Annotated in this window: 19 protein-coding genes and 1 tRNA gene; 4 read left to right on the plus strand and 16 right to left on the minus strand. The window is 29.1% G+C overall.

The annotated features are described in order from the left end of the window. Positions 1-86 precede the first annotated feature (86 nt). The 7 genes from LJD34_RS13535 to sufC form a co-directional block, all read right to left on the minus strand. Positions 87-162, minus strand: a tRNA-Val gene (locus tag LJD34_RS13535). 64 nt (positions 163-226) lie between these two features. Then, positions 227-751 (minus strand): 5-formyltetrahydrofolate cyclo-ligase, encoded by a 525-nt coding sequence (locus LJD34_RS13540; protein ID WP_227360151.1) that lies wholly within the window; start codon positions 749-751, stop codon positions 227-229. Continuing rightward, positions 744-2,123, minus strand: coding sequence for a Fe-S cluster assembly protein SufB (gene sufB, locus LJD34_RS13545; RefSeq protein WP_022002250.1), 1,380 nt, complete (start codon positions 2,121-2,123; stop codon positions 744-746). Before sufB ends, LJD34_RS13540 begins: the two co-directional genes overlap by 8 nt. Next, on the minus strand, positions 2,113-2,565 hold the full coding sequence (gene sufU, locus LJD34_RS13550) for a Fe-S cluster assembly sulfur transfer protein SufU (RefSeq protein WP_032091421.1): 453 nt from the start codon (positions 2,563-2,565) through the stop codon (positions 2,113-2,115). The genes sufB and sufU overlap by 11 nt, the downstream gene beginning before the upstream one ends. After that, the gene (locus LJD34_RS13555) at positions 2,549-3,772 is read right to left on the minus strand and encodes an aminotransferase class V-fold PLP-dependent enzyme (protein WP_227360152.1); all 1,224 of its coding nucleotides are present in this window, start codon (positions 3,770-3,772) and stop codon (positions 2,549-2,551) included. The genes sufU and LJD34_RS13555 overlap by 17 nt, the downstream gene beginning before the upstream one ends. Then, positions 3,772-4,671 (minus strand): SufB/SufD family protein, encoded by a 900-nt coding sequence (locus tag LJD34_RS13560; protein WP_032091423.1) that lies wholly within the window; start codon positions 4,669-4,671, stop codon positions 3,772-3,774. Before LJD34_RS13560 ends, LJD34_RS13555 begins: the two co-directional genes overlap by 1 nt. After that, the gene (gene sufC / locus LJD34_RS13565) at positions 4,671-5,483 is read right to left on the minus strand and encodes a Fe-S cluster assembly ATPase SufC (RefSeq protein ID WP_227360153.1); all 813 of its coding nucleotides are present in this window, start codon (positions 5,481-5,483) and stop codon (positions 4,671-4,673) included. Before sufC ends, LJD34_RS13560 begins: the two co-directional genes overlap by 1 nt. Positions 5,484-5,618: 135 nt before the next feature. Here sufC and LJD34_RS13570 point away from each other — a divergent pair, with 135 nt between their 5' ends. Next, on the plus strand, positions 5,619-6,698 hold the full coding sequence (locus LJD34_RS13570) for an AI-2E family transporter (protein WP_032091425.1): 1,080 nt from the start codon (positions 5,619-5,621) through the stop codon (positions 6,696-6,698). A 19-nt stretch (positions 6,699-6,717) separates the two neighbouring features. Here LJD34_RS13570 and LJD34_RS16845 read toward each other — a convergent pair whose 3' ends face one another. Then, positions 6,718-6,792: a YjcZ family sporulation protein gene (locus LJD34_RS16845; RefSeq protein WP_081919121.1), complete on the minus strand. Its 75-nt coding sequence runs from the start codon at positions 6,790-6,792 to the stop codon at positions 6,718-6,720. A 133-nt stretch (positions 6,793-6,925) separates the two neighbouring features. Here LJD34_RS16845 and LJD34_RS13580 point away from each other — a divergent pair, with 133 nt between their 5' ends. From LJD34_RS13580 to LJD34_RS13590, 3 genes are read left to right on the plus strand one after another with little or no spacing between them, the layout of a single operon-like run. Continuing rightward, on the plus strand, positions 6,926-7,921 hold the full coding sequence (locus tag LJD34_RS13580) for a peptidylprolyl isomerase (RefSeq protein ID WP_227360154.1): 996 nt from the start codon (positions 6,926-6,928) through the stop codon (positions 7,919-7,921). Next, complete coding sequence (locus LJD34_RS13585) at positions 7,921-8,829, plus strand: hypothetical protein (protein ID WP_119363160.1); 909 nt, start codon at positions 7,921-7,923, stop codon at positions 8,827-8,829. The genes LJD34_RS13580 and LJD34_RS13585 overlap by 1 nt, the downstream gene beginning before the upstream one ends. A 54-nt stretch (positions 8,830-8,883) precedes the next feature. After that, positions 8,884-9,285 carry an HIT family protein gene (locus tag LJD34_RS13590; protein WP_175301226.1) on the plus strand — a complete coding sequence of 134 codons (402 nt, stop codon included), beginning with the start codon at positions 8,884-8,886 and terminating at the stop codon, positions 9,283-9,285. A 20-nt stretch (positions 9,286-9,305) separates the two neighbouring features. Here the strand turns inward: LJD34_RS13590 and LJD34_RS13595 are convergent, their stop codons facing one another. The 8 genes from LJD34_RS13595 to LJD34_RS13630 form a co-directional block, all read right to left on the minus strand. Then, entirely contained in the window at positions 9,306-10,199 is an 894-nt protein-coding gene (locus LJD34_RS13595; protein ID WP_032091428.1) for an SPL family radical SAM protein, read from the minus strand. Between the two features lie 116 nt (positions 10,200-10,315). Beyond that, complete coding sequence (locus tag LJD34_RS13600; RefSeq protein WP_227360155.1) at positions 10,316-11,932, minus strand: oligosaccharide flippase family protein; 1,617 nt, start codon at positions 11,930-11,932, stop codon at positions 10,316-10,318. Between the two features lie 78 nt (positions 11,933-12,010). Further along, positions 12,011-12,634, minus strand: coding sequence for a hypothetical protein (locus LJD34_RS13605; protein WP_032091430.1), 624 nt, complete (start codon positions 12,632-12,634; stop codon positions 12,011-12,013). A gap of 62 nt (positions 12,635-12,696) precedes the next feature. Then, positions 12,697-14,124: a 6-phospho-beta-glucosidase gene (locus LJD34_RS13610; RefSeq protein ID WP_032091431.1), complete on the minus strand. Its 1,428-nt coding sequence runs from the start codon at positions 14,122-14,124 to the stop codon at positions 12,697-12,699. A 92-nt stretch (positions 14,125-14,216) separates the two neighbouring features. Continuing rightward, entirely contained in the window at positions 14,217-14,768 is a 552-nt protein-coding gene (locus LJD34_RS13615; protein ID WP_032091432.1) for a DUF3793 family protein, read from the minus strand. A gap of 2 nt (positions 14,769-14,770) precedes the next feature. Next, entirely contained in the window at positions 14,771-15,121 is a 351-nt protein-coding gene (gene nrdI / locus LJD34_RS13620; protein WP_032091433.1) for a class Ib ribonucleoside-diphosphate reductase assembly flavoprotein NrdI, read from the minus strand. Positions 15,122-15,289: 168 nt separating this feature from the next. Continuing rightward, positions 15,290-15,793 (minus strand): DUF4351 domain-containing protein, encoded by a 504-nt coding sequence (locus LJD34_RS13625; protein ID WP_227360156.1) that lies wholly within the window; start codon positions 15,791-15,793, stop codon positions 15,290-15,292. Positions 15,794-15,876: 83 nt separating this feature from the next. Beyond that, the gene (locus tag LJD34_RS13630; RefSeq protein WP_227360157.1) at positions 15,877-16,629 is read right to left on the minus strand and encodes a hypothetical protein; all 753 of its coding nucleotides are present in this window, start codon (positions 16,627-16,629) and stop codon (positions 15,877-15,879) included. Positions 16,630-16,823 lie beyond the last annotated feature (194 nt).

Raw genomic sequence — 16,823 nt, forward strand, 5'->3', positions numbered from 1 at the left:
CCCTCAACCTACTGATTACAAGTCAGTTGCTCTACCAATTGAGCTAAGCCGGCATCTTCTATAATTTATTTTAAACACTATTTTAATGGTGGAGGCTAACGGGCTCGAACCGCTGACCCTCTGCTTGTAAGGCAGATGCTCTCCCAACTGAGCTAAGCCTCCTTGACTAATGCCCATTTATAATAACACCTCTATACCTTTACGTCAACAGTTTTTTACATTTTTTTCATATTTTTTTATCAGTGATAATGTCATCTAATGGAATATCAAAATCTTCAGATTGATAATGCTCAATATATTGAAATGAATAAGCCAGTCCTATTGTTGGTGCATTAAAATCTTTAAGATATCGATCATAATAACCTCCACCATAGCCCAAACGATAACAATTTGCATCATAACCTACAAGTGGAACAATCATTAAATCAAGAAATTCTTTATTAATTTCTTGTTTATCTATCGGTTCATCAATACCATATTTATTTTTTATCATTTTATCTTGATATAAAGTAAAATACATTTCTTTACCGCGAACTACGGGAACATAAAATTCTTTTTGAGTTTTAAATTCTTCAATTAATTTCCAAGTATCCACTTCATGTTTATAAGATAAATAGATTCCTATTTTTTTACTTTTAATGAAACGTGGATCTTTTTTTAACTTTTCTATAATGAAATGAGATTGTTTTTGATAATCATCAAAAGCCAATCTCATTTGTATCAATTGTTTACGCAATTGTTTTTTATCCAATTCCATTTTCACCAAAGTCCATTTTAATCAATTGATTTAACTCAACAGCATATTCCATTGGTAATTCTCTTGAAAATGGTTCAATAAATCCCATAACAATCATTTCTGTCGCATCTTTTTTAGAAAGACCTCTAGACATTAAATAGAAAAGTTGTTCATCTGAAATTTTAGAAACAGTTGCTTCATGTTCAATTAAAGAATCATTATTTCTAGCATAGTTTGTTGGCACTGTATCACTTGTTGAAATTTGATCTAAGATCAATGTATCACATTCAACTTTACTTTTAGCGTTGATTGCCTTTGGATTATGTTGTACTAACCCACGATAGTTTGTTTTACCACCGTTTTTAGCAATTGACTTAGAAACAATACTACTTGAAGTATTTGGTGCTAAATGAATCATTTTAGCTCCAGAATCCATAATTTGATTTTCTCCAGCAACAGCAATTGTAATACAAGAACCTTTCGCTCCTTCTTCCATTAAAACACAAGTTGGATATTTCATTGTAACAGCAGAACCAATATTTCCATCGACCCATTCCATTTGTCCATTTTTATAAACCTTCGCTCTTTGTGTCACTAAGTTTAAGATATTATTAGACCAGTTTTGAATTGTTGTATAACGGCATTTAGCCCCTTCTAAAACAACAATTTCAACAACTCCTGTATGTAATGAATCTTTTGAATAATTTGGTGCTGTACATCCTTCTACATAATGAATATCAGAACCTTTATCAACAATAATCAATGTTCTTTCAAATTGTCCCATTTGTTCAGAATTGATTCTAAAATAAGATTGTAAAGGTTTTTCTAGTTTTACTCCTGGTGGTACATAAATAAATGAGCCCCCAGACCAAACAGCTCCATTTAAAGCTGAAAACTTATTATCATTATAAGGAATAACTGTATCAAAATACTTTTTAAATAATTCTGGGTATTCTCTTAAACCACTGTCAATATCTAAGAAAATAACACCTTTTTCTTGAACTTCTTTCAACATATTATGATAAACCACTTCTGATTCATATTGAGTTGTTACCCCTGATAAATATTTTTGTTCTGCTTCAGGTATTCCTAGCTTATCAAAAGTATCTTTAATCGTTTCAGGGACTTCTTCCCATTTATTTGTTTGTTTATCAGAAGGTCTAATATAATACGTATACTCATCAAAATCTACTCTGCTTAAATCGACACCCCATGTAGGCATTGGCTTTTTCAAAAAACAATCAAGTGCTTTTAAACGATATTCCAACATCCATTCAGGTTCACCTTTAATAGCAGAGATTTCTCTAACGATATCTTCATTAATTCCTTTAGGTGTTTTAAAAACAGACACATCTTTATCAGGAATCATAGTTTCATCATTTTCCATGAGTTTCCTCCTTTTCACTTTCATCAATTAATTGTGTAATTCCTTTCCATCCAAGAGTTGCACATTTAATTCTATTGGCCTGTTTATGAGTGTTATAAAAAGCAATCGCTTCTTCTAATATTTCAGGATCATAATCTTTTTCAAAAATCATATTCATATAATTTTCAATAATAACCCTTGCTTCATCAATTGTTTTACCAATTAATAATTCTGTCATAATGGAAGTACTTGATGTACAAATCGCACACGCTTCTCCATCAAAGCGAATATCTTCAATCACTCCATTTTCTATTTTTGCTTGTATATCAATATTATCAATACAAGTTTCACTATCCATATTGACTTTTTTATAGCTATCGTCTTCAACTAATTCATGATTACGTGGATTTTCATAATGATCCATAATAATTTGACGAAGCATCATATTATCCAAAGAAGGCATCTAAAAAGTCATCCCCTTTCTTACATACTTCAATAAACTGATCTATTTCTTCTTTTGTATTGTAGAAATAGAATGAAGCTCTTAATGTTTGTGAAACATGTAAATATTCATCTAATATTTTTGCACAGTGTTGACCAGCACGAATGGCAATTCCATACGTATTAAATAAAGATGCTCCATCTTGAGAAAAAACATTTTTAATATTGAAAGCAATTGCTCCAACACCATTTTCATTGTAAATTTCAATGTTATCTAATTCTTTCATCTTTTCAACGGCATATTTTCTAAGCATTGCTTCATGTTCTTCAATATTTTTCATACCAATATTTTGTAAATATTCAATAGCACTACCAAGACCAATGACCCCTTCAATATTAGGTGTTCCCGTTTCAAATTTTGTTGGTGCATTTTTAAGCTTTACTAAACCACAGCTATTGTATCTTGCATTACTTCCTCCACCAAAACGTGTTGGTGTCATTTCTTCCAATAAATGATATTTTCCATATAATACACCTACTCCTGTAGGTCCACACATTTTATGTCCTGAAAAAGCAAAGAAATCAACATCTAAATCTTGAACATCAACAGCATGATGAGGTGCACTTTGAGCCCCATCAACACAAACAATAATATCGTGTTCATGAGCAAAATTACAAATTTCTTTAATTGGTGCTAAATATCCTAAAACATTTGTAATTTGCGCAAGTGAAATAATTTTTGTATGTTCAGTCACTGCTTTTCTGACATTTTCTAAAGTCACTTTTCCTTCTTCGTCCAGATCAATATATTTAATGATAGCTCCTGTATGTTTAGCTACTTCAAACCAAGGAAGCGTATTGCTTGCATGTTCAGCAAGAGTAATCAATACTTCATCTCCTTCTTTTAAATGTGTCATCCCATAACCAAAAGCTACCATATTCAAACTATCTGAAGAACCATAAGTATAAACAACTTCCTCTGGTTTACAATGAATAAAATTAGCAACAATACTTCTTACATGTTCAAATTTTGTATCTACTTCATGTGATAAGTCATAATCTCCACGATGTGCATTTCCAGAATAATTTGTTAAATAATCACAAACACTATCAATCACACATTGAGGTTTTAAAGTTGTTGCCCCATTATCTAAATAAATAAGAGGTTTTCCATGCATCGTCTTTTTAAGCATTGGAAAATCATCTCTAATTTTTAAAACATCTAACATTATAGTCCCACCTTTTCTTTCAAAACATCTGAAAATCTTTCTTTTAAAGATTCTACACTGATAAATTCTAAAACAGGTAAGAAATAACCATAAGTGACTAGATGCATGGCATCTTGTTTAGAAAGACCTCTAGACATTAAATAATAAAGATGATCTTCATCAATCTTTCCAACACTTGCTCCATGGCTTGCTTTAACATCATATTCATCAATATATAAATACGGATTAGCTTGTGCTTTGCACCCTTCATCAAAAACAATAATTTTATTTGTTTGATGTGTATCTGATCCAGACATACCTTTATAAATACGTCCCACACCATCAATAATTAAACTTGCTTTTGATTTAACAATACCATAGTTATCCATATCACCATATGTATGTGGTGCTAAATGTTCTAAAGTCATTTCATAATGTTTATTTTCTTTTTCTTTACTTAAAGAAGCTAAGCGAAGTTTAGCACTTGCTTCCTCTTCAAGTAAACGATATTTTATTTTTGATAAAGTTGTATAATCTGTTAATTCTACATAAGCGCAAGACACTCTTGCATACTTATAAACATCAACATTTTCATCTAAATCAAGTTGAATATTTTGATGACTATTTTTTTCAACATATCTTAAAACTTCACTTGATTCATTGATTTTTATATTTTTTGTATAAGAACAAGACTTTGATGCTTCGTACATTTCTACAAGATCTACATGTAAACGATCTTTAATTTCAATATTAAATTGATAAGTTCCTTCTTCTGTTGTCTTATAAATAATTTGTACTTTTGCATCTTCATTAATCATTAAAGTTTGATTTTGAATTTGAATATCTTGTTTAAAAGATGTTTCTTTGATTGTTCCATTTTCTAAAACAAGATAATTATCAATATCTACTAATCGACTCATTATTTAGCTTTAACCTTATTTCCGCAACTACCTAAAACAATAGGTTGTTTATCTTCTTCAGTTTCAAAATCAAAACCTAGTTCTTTAACCCAACGATAACCTTCTTTATCAATACGATCTATTAATTCTTGTCCTCCACTTAATACAATTTTTCCATCTACTAATATATGAACATGACTAGGTGGTACAAGTTCAAATAATCTTTCATAGTGTGAAACCATCACACAACCAAATGAATCTGATTTCATATCATTGATAGCTTCAGAAACAATTTTTAAAGCATCAACATCTAAACCAGAATCAATTTCATCCAATAATGCAAATTTTGGTTTTAATAATTTCATTTGCAAGATTTCATTTCTTTTCTTTTCTCCACCAGAGAAACCTTCATTTAAATAACGGTGTGCTAAATTTTCGTCCATTTTTAAATCAGCAATATTTTTATCTAATTCTTTAATAAATTTAAATAAAGATACTGGTTTTTCTTGATGAGCATTGAGCGCAGCTCTTAAAAAATCAGAAGTGACAACTCCTGGAATTTCTTGAGGATATTGCATTCCTAAAAAGATTCCTGCTTTCGATCTTTCATCGACTGACATTTCTAAAACATTTTGTCCATCCAAGTAAATACTTCCCTCTGTTACTTGGTATTTAGGGTTTCCCATGATAGCTGATAGCAATGTTGATTTACCATTACCATTAGGTCCCATTAATGCATGTATTTCTCCTGTATTGATTGTTAAATCAACTCCTTTTAGTATTTCTTTATCATCAATACAAACATGTAAATTTTCTATTTTTAAAGTTGACATAAATCAAGCCCCTTTCTACCCACAACATTTTACTAAAATGTCAAAAAAAAAACAATCAATGTGATAATCTTTTGTATTAACAATTTATATTATATCCAAAATATGGTATATTATTTAAACAAAAGGAGTGATAATGTGAAATTTTTGAAATCTTTATTTCAAGTCATATCATCTAAAAAAATTACACAAACCCTGCTAAACTTACTTATTTTATTTTTGATCGTTCTTTTATTAGATATTACAAAAGAAGTATGGGGTGGCGCTTTTAGTATTTTTTGGAAGATTATAAAACCATTCTTTGTAGCATTTGCAATCGCTTATGTTTTAAATCCGCTTATTGAATGGGTACAAAAATATGTAAAAAATCGTGGATTATCTTTAATTATTGTTTATGTAGGAATCATTGCTTGTTTAATACTTATTTTATCACTAGCAATTCCACTTGTAATTAATAGCGTAACAGACCTCTATCCTGCTTTTGAAGACGGTTTGATTTTTATTTCGCGCTTTGTACAAAGTCATTTAGGCTTCAATATTTCTGAAATAACAACTTATATTCAAACAGAAGCAGCGAAGCTTTTACAAGATATGACAGTTATTAATACAACGTTTGATGTTTTAAATTCTGTTATTGTAAAAATTGGAAACGGCTTGATTTATTCAATCCTTGCAATCTATATGTCTATAAAATTTGATAGTATAAGAATTGCAATTAATCATTTTGCAGGAAAATTTGATGAAAACTTACCTGTTTATTTAAAGGAAATCAATATTTCTTTAATTGAATATATTGAAGCTTTTGCTTTAAGTGCTCTTATTCAAGGTCTTACAACAGCTTTTGTCTATTTGGTTATTGGTCATCCAAACTGGATCTTACTTGGTATTTTCTCAGCTATCAGTTCGGTAATCCCTTATGTAGGTCCAATTGTTGCTAATTTACTTGGAATCGTCACTTCAATTACGATGGGGGCAACAAAACTTATTATTTTATTTGTACTGATTTTTATTCAATCAAATGTTGTTCCTTATGTCATTCAACCAAAAATATATTCATCAAAAATCGATTTATCGATTATGTGGGTATTATTTGGTATTTTAACTGGTTCAACTTTGTTTGGTGCATGGGGAATGATCATCGCAATGCCTATTCTTGTTACTATTAAAATCAGTTATCGTGTTTATCGTCAACATAATCCTCAACCTAAAAATGCTTAGCAATTTGCTAAGCATTTTTTTATAACATATTACAAATAATCACTAATAAAATAAAAAGTACTAAAACAAGCGTAAAAGAATTTTCACACTTCATATAAACCCCTCCCTTATATCCTTTTAGTATAAATTATGTAATAAATATGTTTGACCGTGTGTTTTTGCCCATAATATTGAAATAAGTGGGAAAAAATAGTATACTTTTTAAGTCTACAAGAAGGAGGAAAATTATGAAATTTAAAAAATGTGCTGCCTTATTACTTGTAAGTAGCTGCCTTTTGACTGGATGTACAACTTCATCAGCAAAAAAAGTTGATTCAAAATACGTTGTTGCATCTTTAGAAAAAGGAAATAAAACAAAAAATATCTTTGCTGATAATTTATATAAAGATATTATTGATAATTCAAGTAATAATTCAACAGTCTTTACTGCTGTATTACAAAATTTAGTTGATCAAAAATTCCCTGTCAACGATGATATGAAAGAAGATGCTGCTACAATTATTAAACAAATTAAATCAGCATATAAATCTAATTATGGTGATAACTATAAAGATTCATTAAATCAAGCTTTAACATCTGCAGGATATAAGAATTTATCTGAGTATCGTCAAAGAATGATCAAACAAATTCAATATGCTAATTTCTTATTAGATTATATTGATGATCATTTTGATGATGTCTTTAATGATTACTATCAACAATGTGCTCCAAAATATGTAAGTTTAATTAAAATTTCTGTATCTGATACAAGTTCACCTACAGATGATGAAACTTCTAAATTAAACGAAGTTAAAGAATTAATCAGTAATACGGATAAATCATTTGGAGATATTGCTCAAGATTACTCTGATGATTCTACTTCAAGTAAAAAAGGATCATTAGGTATCGTTGATAGTAAAGATACTTCTGGTATTGCAAATAGTTATGGTAAAGATGTCTTTAATGCTATTGAAGCATTAAGTGAAGGACAAGTTTCTGATGTTATTACTGGTGATAACGGATATTATTTTGTAAAAGTAACAAGTACTGATAAAAAAACTTTAAAGAAAGAATTAAAGAAAACTGATATTGATTCTCCTTTATTAGCTTATGATGATTATTTACAATATGTTGTCTATAATTCTTATAAAATCAATTATAAAGATAAAGACATTAAGAAAATCGTTCAAGAAGTTGTTAATAAAGCCTTAGAAGAAAGAAAAACAGAAAGAGGTGAAGCCTAATGAGTTCATTAAAAGATAAGCTTTACCAATATAGATTATTAGTTATTATCGTATGTATTTGTCTTATTGGTGGTTGTGGTTATGGTCTTTATAAAAGCTTTAACAAAAAAGATGATTCCTATGTAACCCATGTAAAAGATGGTGATTCAGCAGTTGTTAAAACAGGTGATGTAACAATTACTAAAGATGATCTTTATGAATATTTCTTAGATAATGATGGGTTAAATATGACTTTAAACAGTGCTATCAATTATGTAGCTGATCAAGAAATTACTGATGAAGACGCTATTAATTCTAAAGTTGAAGAATTAAAACAACAATACCTTCAATATGCTAGTACAAGTGATCTAGAAACTTACGCTAAAGATGCTGGCTATGAAAGTGAAGACGATTTTGTAAAACAAATTTTAGAACCTAATGCAAAAATTCAACTTCTTCAAGAAAAATATGTTGAAGATAATTTCAAAAGTTTAGTTAAAGAATATAAAGTAAAATATCTTAAATATTTTACAGTTGATACTGAATCACAAGCTTTAAAAATTATTAAAGATTGTACAAGCGAAGAATCTTTCACAAATTATTTTAATGAAAATAGTGGAACAGATGCTGGTTTAGTTACAAAAGAATCAAGTAGCGTTGATTCTAAAATCATTAAAAAATTAGATAAATTTACAAAAGATGGTATTTATGCAAAAGCAATTAAAACATCTGAATCTAAATATGCAATTGTTTGGGTTTATAATACAGATAAATCAAATTTAAAAGATGAAATTAAGGAAAGTTTAACTTCCATTTCTAATTTTTCTACAAAATGTGAAACTTCTTATTTAAGAAAGTATAACTTTGATGTTTATGAACCATCAATCAAAAAGAAAATAAAAAAATCTTCTAAAGATTATTTTGAATAAGGTCTCGACCTTATTCTTTTTTTGTTTTAAAATAGAGCTATGGAGGAAAAGAAAATGAGTAACTGTATTTTTTGTAAAATTATTAATAAAGAAATTCCTGGAAAAATCATTTATGAAGATGATGTATGTATTGCTTTTTTAGATTTGTCACAAGCAACTTATGGACATACCCTTGTTATTCCTAAAAAACATTTTGAAAATATTCTTGAAGTTGACGCACAAACATTGGCTCATGTAATGCAAGTCACTCAAAAATTAGCTAAACAAATCGTTGAAAAACTAAACGCTAAGGGATTGAATATTTTAACAAATACAAATGAAGTGGCAGGTCAAACCGTTCATCATTTCCACGTTCATATTTTACCTCGATATGATGAAAAAGAACTTGTTATTGAATTTAATGATCATAGTCAAGATGTTGATTTAAATGAAGTTTATCAAAAAATCGTAAAATAAAAAGATGGTTTTCCATCTTTTTAGAATAAAGAAAGTTGTTCAAAGTCATGAATATCTTTCTTTTTTATTGGTGTTTTTTCTTCAAATTCTTGTAAATATTCAAATATTTCTAAGTAATTACACATCATTTGATATTCTTGGCATTTTTTAAAGAATAAATTCATTAAATCCCTATTATGTGGGCTATTAAGCGTATATTGATCATTATACGTCATTTGATACTTTTCTTTCATACCTGGGAATAAACGATCTAGTTGCTTATAATAATACTCTCTGCTTCCCTCTCTTAAAGTAACTCCCATACCAAAACAAATAATTCCTTTAACTCCTGCTTCATGACATTCTTCTAAAATCTTTAAAATATTTTCTTGGCTATCATTAATAAAAGGCAAGATTGGTGTTAACCAAACAATTGTGGGAATCCCATTTTTATGGAGTTCTTTTAATACTTCTATTCTTCTTTGAGTTGTACAGACACCTGGTTCTAACTTTTGACATAAATTTTCATCAAATGTTGTAAGCGTCATTTGAACAACACATTTTGTTTGTTGGTTAATTTTCTTTAAAAGTTCCAGGTCTCTTAAAATTAAGTCTGACTTCGTAATAAGTGTTACTCCAAAATGATATTGTTCAATAAGTTCTAAAGCCTTTTGTACATGCTTTAATTCTTTTTCTAAAGGCATATATGGATCACACATAGATCCCATTTGAATCATACATTTCTTTCTTTTATGTTTTAAACCATTTTCTAATAAAGATAGCGCATTTTCTTTAACTTCTATATCTTCAAAGTCATGTTCAAAATGATAACACTTGCTTCTTGAATCACAATAAATACAGCCATGTTGACATCCCCTATATAAATTCATTGTATTATCATTAGATAAAATTCCTTTTACTGTTTTATAATGCATATTATAACCCCCATTGCTTATTATTTTAACATAAATTAAAACAATAAGTTTGTCATATTTCAAAAAACACATCAAAAAATTGGATTTAAAAAACGATTTTGTATTTCAAAAATCGTTTATTTCTTCATTATTCTCTTAATTTTATAATAAAGTGTTTTCATATAAGGAATTTCAAACAAATAAGCTGGATGTTCCCAATAGATATACATAATCATTACAAAATAAACAAATACGCCTACAACAACAGATAAAATAAGAGGTAAAAAGACTCTATGAGTAAGTGTAAATAAACCATAATAAATACCTAAAACAATCGCTCCCATAACCAATGAAGCTAATAAAGGAATCACATAAGTTCTTTTTATTTCTTGTTTATAGCCTATTTTTTGACGTAAAGCTTTTTGATTCAAATAACATACTTGAAGCGCATATGTACAGTTACCAAACACTAAAACATAAACCCCTAAAGGTGTAATAAACAATAATAAAGCAATAATGATGATGTGACAGACAAGTGAAAATGCTGCATTTCTTAATGGAACATTCACTTCTCCTAAAGCTTGTAAAATCCCATTTGTAAGTGTTGATAAACCATAAAAGATAATCGCTGGAGATCCTAAAGCAAGCAATAATGTAGCTGTCATAATTGTCGCTTTTTGAGGAAATAAAACACCCATGATTGGATAAGATAATACTGCCATTCCTACTGCCGCTGGAATTAAAATCAACATTGTTACTGACAAACCAGATGTAATATGTGCTTTTGCTTCTTTAACATTTCCAAGTGCCCAAGCAGATGAAATAGAAGGAATAGAAGCTGTAGACATCGCTGAAGCTAGAGCAACTGGCACATTTTGTAAAACAATATATTTTCCTGCATAAACGCCATAATTTGAAATATAAGTAATTTTATCAATATGATGAAATGATTGAGCAAAATAGAAAATATACATATCGATCGTAGTGACTAAATTATATACACAAGTTGCTAGAATGATGGGTGCAATAATATGCATGATCATTCTAAAAATTTCTTGATACGAATCTACTCGTTCTCTCGCTTCTTCATCTTTTTCTTCTACAAAAGTATTTTTCTTTTTTAAATACATAAAAATCATGTAGATCAAACCAACTAAAACACCAGCCCCTGTTCCAAGTGCAGAACCAGCTGCACCATATGATCCTACTTTTGTTGCATCTACACCAAGATATGGTTGAATAAAAATATAGGCAGCTAGCAATGCAACAACTGCATTAAAGATTTGTTCAATGATTTGTGAAACAGATGTATAAATCGTTGTCTTATGTGCTTGAAAATATCCTCTAAATACTCCTAATAAGCCCGATAAAAAAATTGTTGGACATAGGACCCTTAATGCAGGAACAGCATTAACATCCACAATGAATGGTGCCAAGATAAATAATAAAATTGCTGCACTTCCAGCAATGGCACAAACATAGATAAATACACATTTTAATATTCTTTTAACATTTTTATATTCTTTTAAAGCAATCTTCTCTGATATTAATTTAGAAATAGCTGTAGGAATACTATACGATGAAATAAGTAAAACTAACGCATAAATATTATAAGCTGTTGAATAATACCCATTTCCTTCGTCTAAAATCATCGCAGTTAAAGGACTACGATATAAAAGCCCAATGATTCTAACTAAAATTCCTGCAAGTGCTAAAATTGATGCTTGTTTAACAATTGAATTAGAACGACTCATAACGACCTCACTTTCCAAAATTCATTATAACAAATATTACCATAAAACAAAATAAGCAATCTTATGATTGCTTATCTTTTATTCATCAATACCTGTAATGATCCATTTGTCATTTTTCTTTTCTAAAGTAAATGTTGCTGTTAATTTTTCAGTAGGTGCGCTTTTATATGTATCTGTCATGCTTTGATAAAGAATAGGAGCAATACCATCATATACTTTAATTTGATATGCTGATAAACCTTCTTCTTTATAGACTTTAGCAAGTTCATCTTGATGTTCTTCTACATATTGTTGTGCAGTTGTGTTTAATTCACTTTGATCAAAAGATACTTGTGAGTAATCTTTTTGTTTTCCTGTCACTTTAACTGTTGTTTTATCCCCATCTGCTTTGATATCTTTAATTTTGATATCTGTAAATAAATCTTTGAAAATAGCTTTTTTGAATTTATTTGTTTCATCAACAAAAACTTTACCATATTCTTCTTCAGTATATTGGCTTAATTCTTTTTCCATTTTTTCAAGATCCATTCCTGATAAAACATCTTCACTCGCTACCTTTTTAAGTTTTGTAATGTCGCATTCCTTTACATAATCAAAAAAGTTTGTTACAACTTCTTTTTGTTCATCTGTTGATGAAGAAGCACCGCATCCAGCAACAAATACAAGTGCAAATACGCACATTAACTTCATTAACTTTTTCATACTATTCTTATCCCTCCATAGGATAATTATATCATAAAAAAAGAATGAGGACATCCCCATTCTTATAATTCTTCTCCGTTTGTTTCAATAACATGTTTATACCAATCAAATGATTTCTTTTTACTTCTAGAAAAATCACCTTCATGATTATTATTATAGTTAACATAGATAAATCCATAACGTTTATCATATTCACCAGTTGAAGCTGAAACGATATCAATTGGAGACCACATTGTATATCCAAGTAAATCAACACCATCATATTCAACAGCATCTTTCATTGCTTGGATATGTTCTTTTAAGTAATCGATACGGTATTGATCATCAACTGTACCATCTGCTTCTTTTTTATCGTAAGCACCAAATCCATTTTCAACAATCATCATTGGAAGTTCAAAACGGTCATTGAACCAGTTTAGACACCAACGTAATCCAAGTGGGTCAATTTGCCATCCCCAATCTGATGCTTTTAAGTATGTATTTCTTACGAAATCTTCAGGTACATAATCAAATGTTTTTTCATTACGTCCTTGATATTTTGTCGCAAATGACATGTAATATGAGAATCCAATATAATCCACTTTACCTTCAGCTAAGATTTTCTTATCTTCTTCAGTAATGAAATCATATCCTTTTCTTTCAAATTTCTTTAAGATATGACGAGGATAATGACCTCTAGCATGTACTTCTACATACCAATATTTTTGATGCATTGCACCTAAAGCATTCATCACATCTTCTGGTTTTGGTGAAGCTGGATAAACACCATTCATACCAATCATACATCCTACTTGTAAATCAGGATTGATTTCATGTGCAGCTTTTACAGCTAACGCTGAAGCTACTAATTCATGATGTGCTGATAAATACATTAAGTATTCTGCATCGTCACCTTCTTGAAGTAAAACAGCACCTTCTTGAATTAAGTTATGTTGTGTCACATCAGCTTGGTTATTGATTTCATTGAAAGTCATCCAATATTTAACTTTATGTTGATATCTTTCAAAACATACTTTTGCAAATTTAACGAACATATCGATGGCTTGACGATTTCTAAATCCACCATATTCTTTAGCTAATGCCCAAGGTAATTCAAAGTGTGATAATGTAATAACTGGTTCAATACCATATTTATGACATTCATCAAATAAATCATCATAGAATTTTAAACCTTCTTCATTTGGTTCTTTTTCATCTCCTCTAGGGAAAATACGAGTCCATGCAATAGAAGTTCTAAATGCTTTAAATCCCATTTCTGCAAACAAAGCAACATCTTCTTTATAATGATGATAAAAATCAACACCTACATGGTTAGGATAATCTTCACCTTCAATAACACCATCTGTTAAACGTCTTGGTGCACCTGTAACGTTATCTCCTGCTGTTTCTACATCACTACAGCTAATTCCTTTTCCGCCTTCTTGCCAGGCACCTTCACATTGATGGGCAGCAACTGCTCCACCCCATAAAAAGTCTTCTCTAAATCCCATTCTATTTCCTCCTTAAAATACACATTTATCATACCATTTTTTAGTACCATTTGCATTAGTATAATAAAAATTGGTAAAGAAATCTTTACCAATTAGACATATCTGCATATTTGCTCAACGCTTTCTCCTTGATTAAATCTTTTACATAATTCATGTGTACATTTATGATATTTATCAAATGTATGCTGACAATTTTTAACATGACTATAAACTTTCCAATAACCAACACTTAAATATTCTTTCCCTTCAATAAAACCTAAAACATCTGTCATAGGATATCCTAAAAACAAACCGATTTCATGAGGAAAATCATAATCATTGAGGCGTTTTTGTAAATCTAGGATAAGAGTATCTAAAGATGTACAATTATAATTATATTTTTTAAAGATATTTTGGATTTGTTTACATGCACATAATTTATTTAACTTTTCTTTTTGATAAACATAAATCATAGAACGCCCTTTTATTTTAAGTACTTTTAAATAAATATCTTTTTTATTTAAAAGTTCATTATAATATTGGATACATTCTTCTAAATCATCAAGATCATTTAAATTATAAATACATGCAACTTTAAGTTTTGTAAGTGTTGGTGAAGCATAAAAGATTAATCTTCTTTCAAATTCGTGAGCAGACAATGGCATAATTAAGCAATCACTTTTTTGATAGCTTCGATATCTTCGTCACTACCATCATTTTCTACTTTATATAAGCATGGTACATTATATTGTTCAGCAATGACATCTCCCGCTTTACAATAAGCTTCTCCATATCCAGTATCACCACTTACAACAACACCTTTTAGATGTTCACTTTGACTTTGTAAGAATTCATCTACTTCGTAAGGAACATCTCCGAAACCATCAGTATAAGTAAATAAGATATAATCTTCTTCTACGGTTTCACTTCCATCTTCAATTTTTAAAGCATCTTCAATTCCTAATTTAGAAATAATACTTTCAACATTTCCTGTTCTTGATGCATATACGACTTTCATTTTTTTCCTCCTTTAGTTAGCTACAACTAACTCACGATATTATGTTAGCATAAGCTAACTTGACTGTCAAATATTTTCATTCATAGTTTGTCTTATCTAATAAAATATATACAAAAAGCTATAAAGAATTTCTTGATTGACAAGAATAGATTCTTTATAGCTCATCTTTTAATTCATTAAATTTAAAACACCTTCTTCACTATTAATATTAAAGATATTTAATGTAAGTTCATTCAATTTTTCTAGCGATGTTTCTGTGAGTTGTTTTTCTAAAGAACTTGATAAAGTTCCTAGTTTCACTTTAAGCAGTTCTTTTAAAGTACTTTGTTTTTCTTCTTGTCTACCTTTTTCAATTCCAATACTTTCTCCCTCGTTTCTCATTCTTTGAAATAATTGATCCATTGCTACACACATATTGATTTCATCTCCTCCTAGTAAGTCTTCTTCTTTAATGTCTGTATGCGTAAAGATGGCTGCTATCTTAAAACTCTCTGCACAGATCATTCTATTTTTTCTTAATCCTTCATAGTCTCCTTTAAGCATACTTTGACTGATCTCTACTACTTCTTTTAATCGCTGACTTTTAAGTATTCTAGTATCTCTTTTTTTATATTGATGTAAGGAATTTACTTGATTTAATTGTATTATATGTTTAATGATAATTTGTCTCATATTTGTTTCATTTCTATTATTATTTTATCTTCTTTTTTCCTTCTTTCAATGGACGGATAGTCCAATAAAAAAGATGCTTACATTTAATTGTAAGCATCTTGATTTTCATCTTCATCTAAATAATCTCTATAATCTATACTAAAGAAATGATGATGATTCATTTTCCATAAATTTGGATTAAAATCATCTAATTGATGATTAATAATAATTTCATTAATAAGTACAGACAATCCTAAAACATCTACTAATAAATCTGGTTGGTTTAATATTTGAATCGTATTAGCAACAAATATTTGAATCAAATCTGTTGGTTCATCTTGATCAAAGAATAAATCAACAGCTTCATTTATTGCATCAATATCACATTTTTTTATAGTTCCTACTGTTTCTACAAATATTTTATTTAACTCATAAGCAGCATCTTTATATGTGTCTAATTCCACAGAAATCATTTCTTCATTTAATTGTGGATTAAGCCTTATAAACTCTTGAATATATTCTTCTTTGTATTCATTAATTGTATTAAAGATCGTATTCGTATATGCCGCTAAAGCGGGTGCATCAAGTCCTATATGATGAACAAGTTGATCAAAAATATAATCAATTCTTTCAACATCATTATTTGAAATACGATCATGATACATAATTTCTGTAAATTCATCTGTTAAGTTTTGGATACGTTCTCTATTATTTGCATACGTACTGATTTCGTTTAATACTTTTTGATTGATATTATTCATTTCATAAATGATAGCTGATTTTTCAACATCATCCATCATTGTTTCAACTTCACTTTTTTCAAATAAATCATTAATATTAATTTTAAATTGTTTCATGATTATCCCCTTTCAGTTATTCCTATTTAATCATATATTTAAAATAATGTGAATATTATCCGTATACTATTATATAACATTATTTCTCGATAATCATTAGCTAAATAATCCAAAAAAAGGGGATGTTACGAAATAATTTTAAAATGGACCCTGTAAAACGGACACAAGAAAAAAAGTACTTTGGTGCTTAGTCC

The sequence above is a fragment of the Faecalibacillus sp. MSK20_93 genome, from assembly GCF_020589945.1.
In the GTDB taxonomy this organism is placed as follows: domain Bacteria; phylum Bacillota_I; class Bacilli_A; order Erysipelotrichales; family Coprobacillaceae; genus Faecalibacillus; species Faecalibacillus intestinalis.

What these genes read in the sequence shown, in the direction of transcription:
- sufB (WP_022002250.1), bottom strand. Translation starts at nt 2,123, where the DNA reads ATGGAAAATGATGAAACTATGATTCCTGATAAAGATGTGTCTGTTTTT.
- sufU (WP_032091421.1), bottom strand. Translation starts at nt 2,565, where the DNA reads ATGCCTTCTTTGGATAATATGATGCTTCGTCAAATTATTATGGATCAT.
- LJD34_RS13555 (WP_227360152.1), bottom strand. Translation starts at nt 3,772, where the DNA reads ATGTTAGATGTTTTAAAAATTAGAGATGATTTTCCAATGCTTAAAAAG.
- LJD34_RS13560 (WP_032091423.1), bottom strand. Translation starts at nt 4,671, where the DNA reads ATGAGTCGATTAGTAGATATTGATAATTATCTTGTTTTAGAAAATGGA.
- sufC (WP_227360153.1), bottom strand. Translation starts at nt 5,483, where the DNA reads ATGTCAACTTTAAAAATAGAAAATTTACATGTTTGTATTGATGATAAA.
- LJD34_RS13580 (WP_227360154.1), top strand. Translation starts at nt 6,926, where the DNA reads ATGAAATTTAAAAAATGTGCTGCCTTATTACTTGTAAGTAGCTGCCTT.
- LJD34_RS13585 (WP_119363160.1), top strand. Translation starts at nt 7,921, where the DNA reads ATGAGTTCATTAAAAGATAAGCTTTACCAATATAGATTATTAGTTATT.
- LJD34_RS13590 (WP_175301226.1), top strand. Translation starts at nt 8,884, where the DNA reads ATGAGTAACTGTATTTTTTGTAAAATTATTAATAAAGAAATTCCTGGA.
- LJD34_RS13595 (WP_032091428.1), bottom strand. Translation starts at nt 10,199, where the DNA reads ATGCATTATAAAACAGTAAAAGGAATTTTATCTAATGATAATACAATG.
- LJD34_RS13600 (WP_227360155.1), bottom strand. Translation starts at nt 11,932, where the DNA reads ATGAGTCGTTCTAATTCAATTGTTAAACAAGCATCAATTTTAGCACTT.
- LJD34_RS13605 (WP_032091430.1), bottom strand. Translation starts at nt 12,634, where the DNA reads ATGAAAAAGTTAATGAAGTTAATGTGCGTATTTGCACTTGTATTTGTT.
- LJD34_RS13610 (WP_032091431.1), bottom strand. Translation starts at nt 14,124, where the DNA reads ATGGGATTTAGAGAAGACTTTTTATGGGGTGGAGCAGTTGCTGCCCAT.
- LJD34_RS13615 (WP_032091432.1), bottom strand. Translation starts at nt 14,768, where the DNA reads ATGCCATTGTCTGCTCACGAATTTGAAAGAAGATTAATCTTTTATGCT.
- nrdI (WP_032091433.1), bottom strand. Translation starts at nt 15,121, where the DNA reads ATGAAAGTCGTATATGCATCAAGAACAGGAAATGTTGAAAGTATTATT.
- LJD34_RS13625 (WP_227360156.1), bottom strand. Translation starts at nt 15,793, where the DNA reads ATGAGACAAATTATCATTAAACATATAATACAATTAAATCAAGTAAAT.
- LJD34_RS13630 (WP_227360157.1), bottom strand. Translation starts at nt 16,629, where the DNA reads ATGAAACAATTTAAAATTAATATTAATGATTTATTTGAAAAAAGTGAA.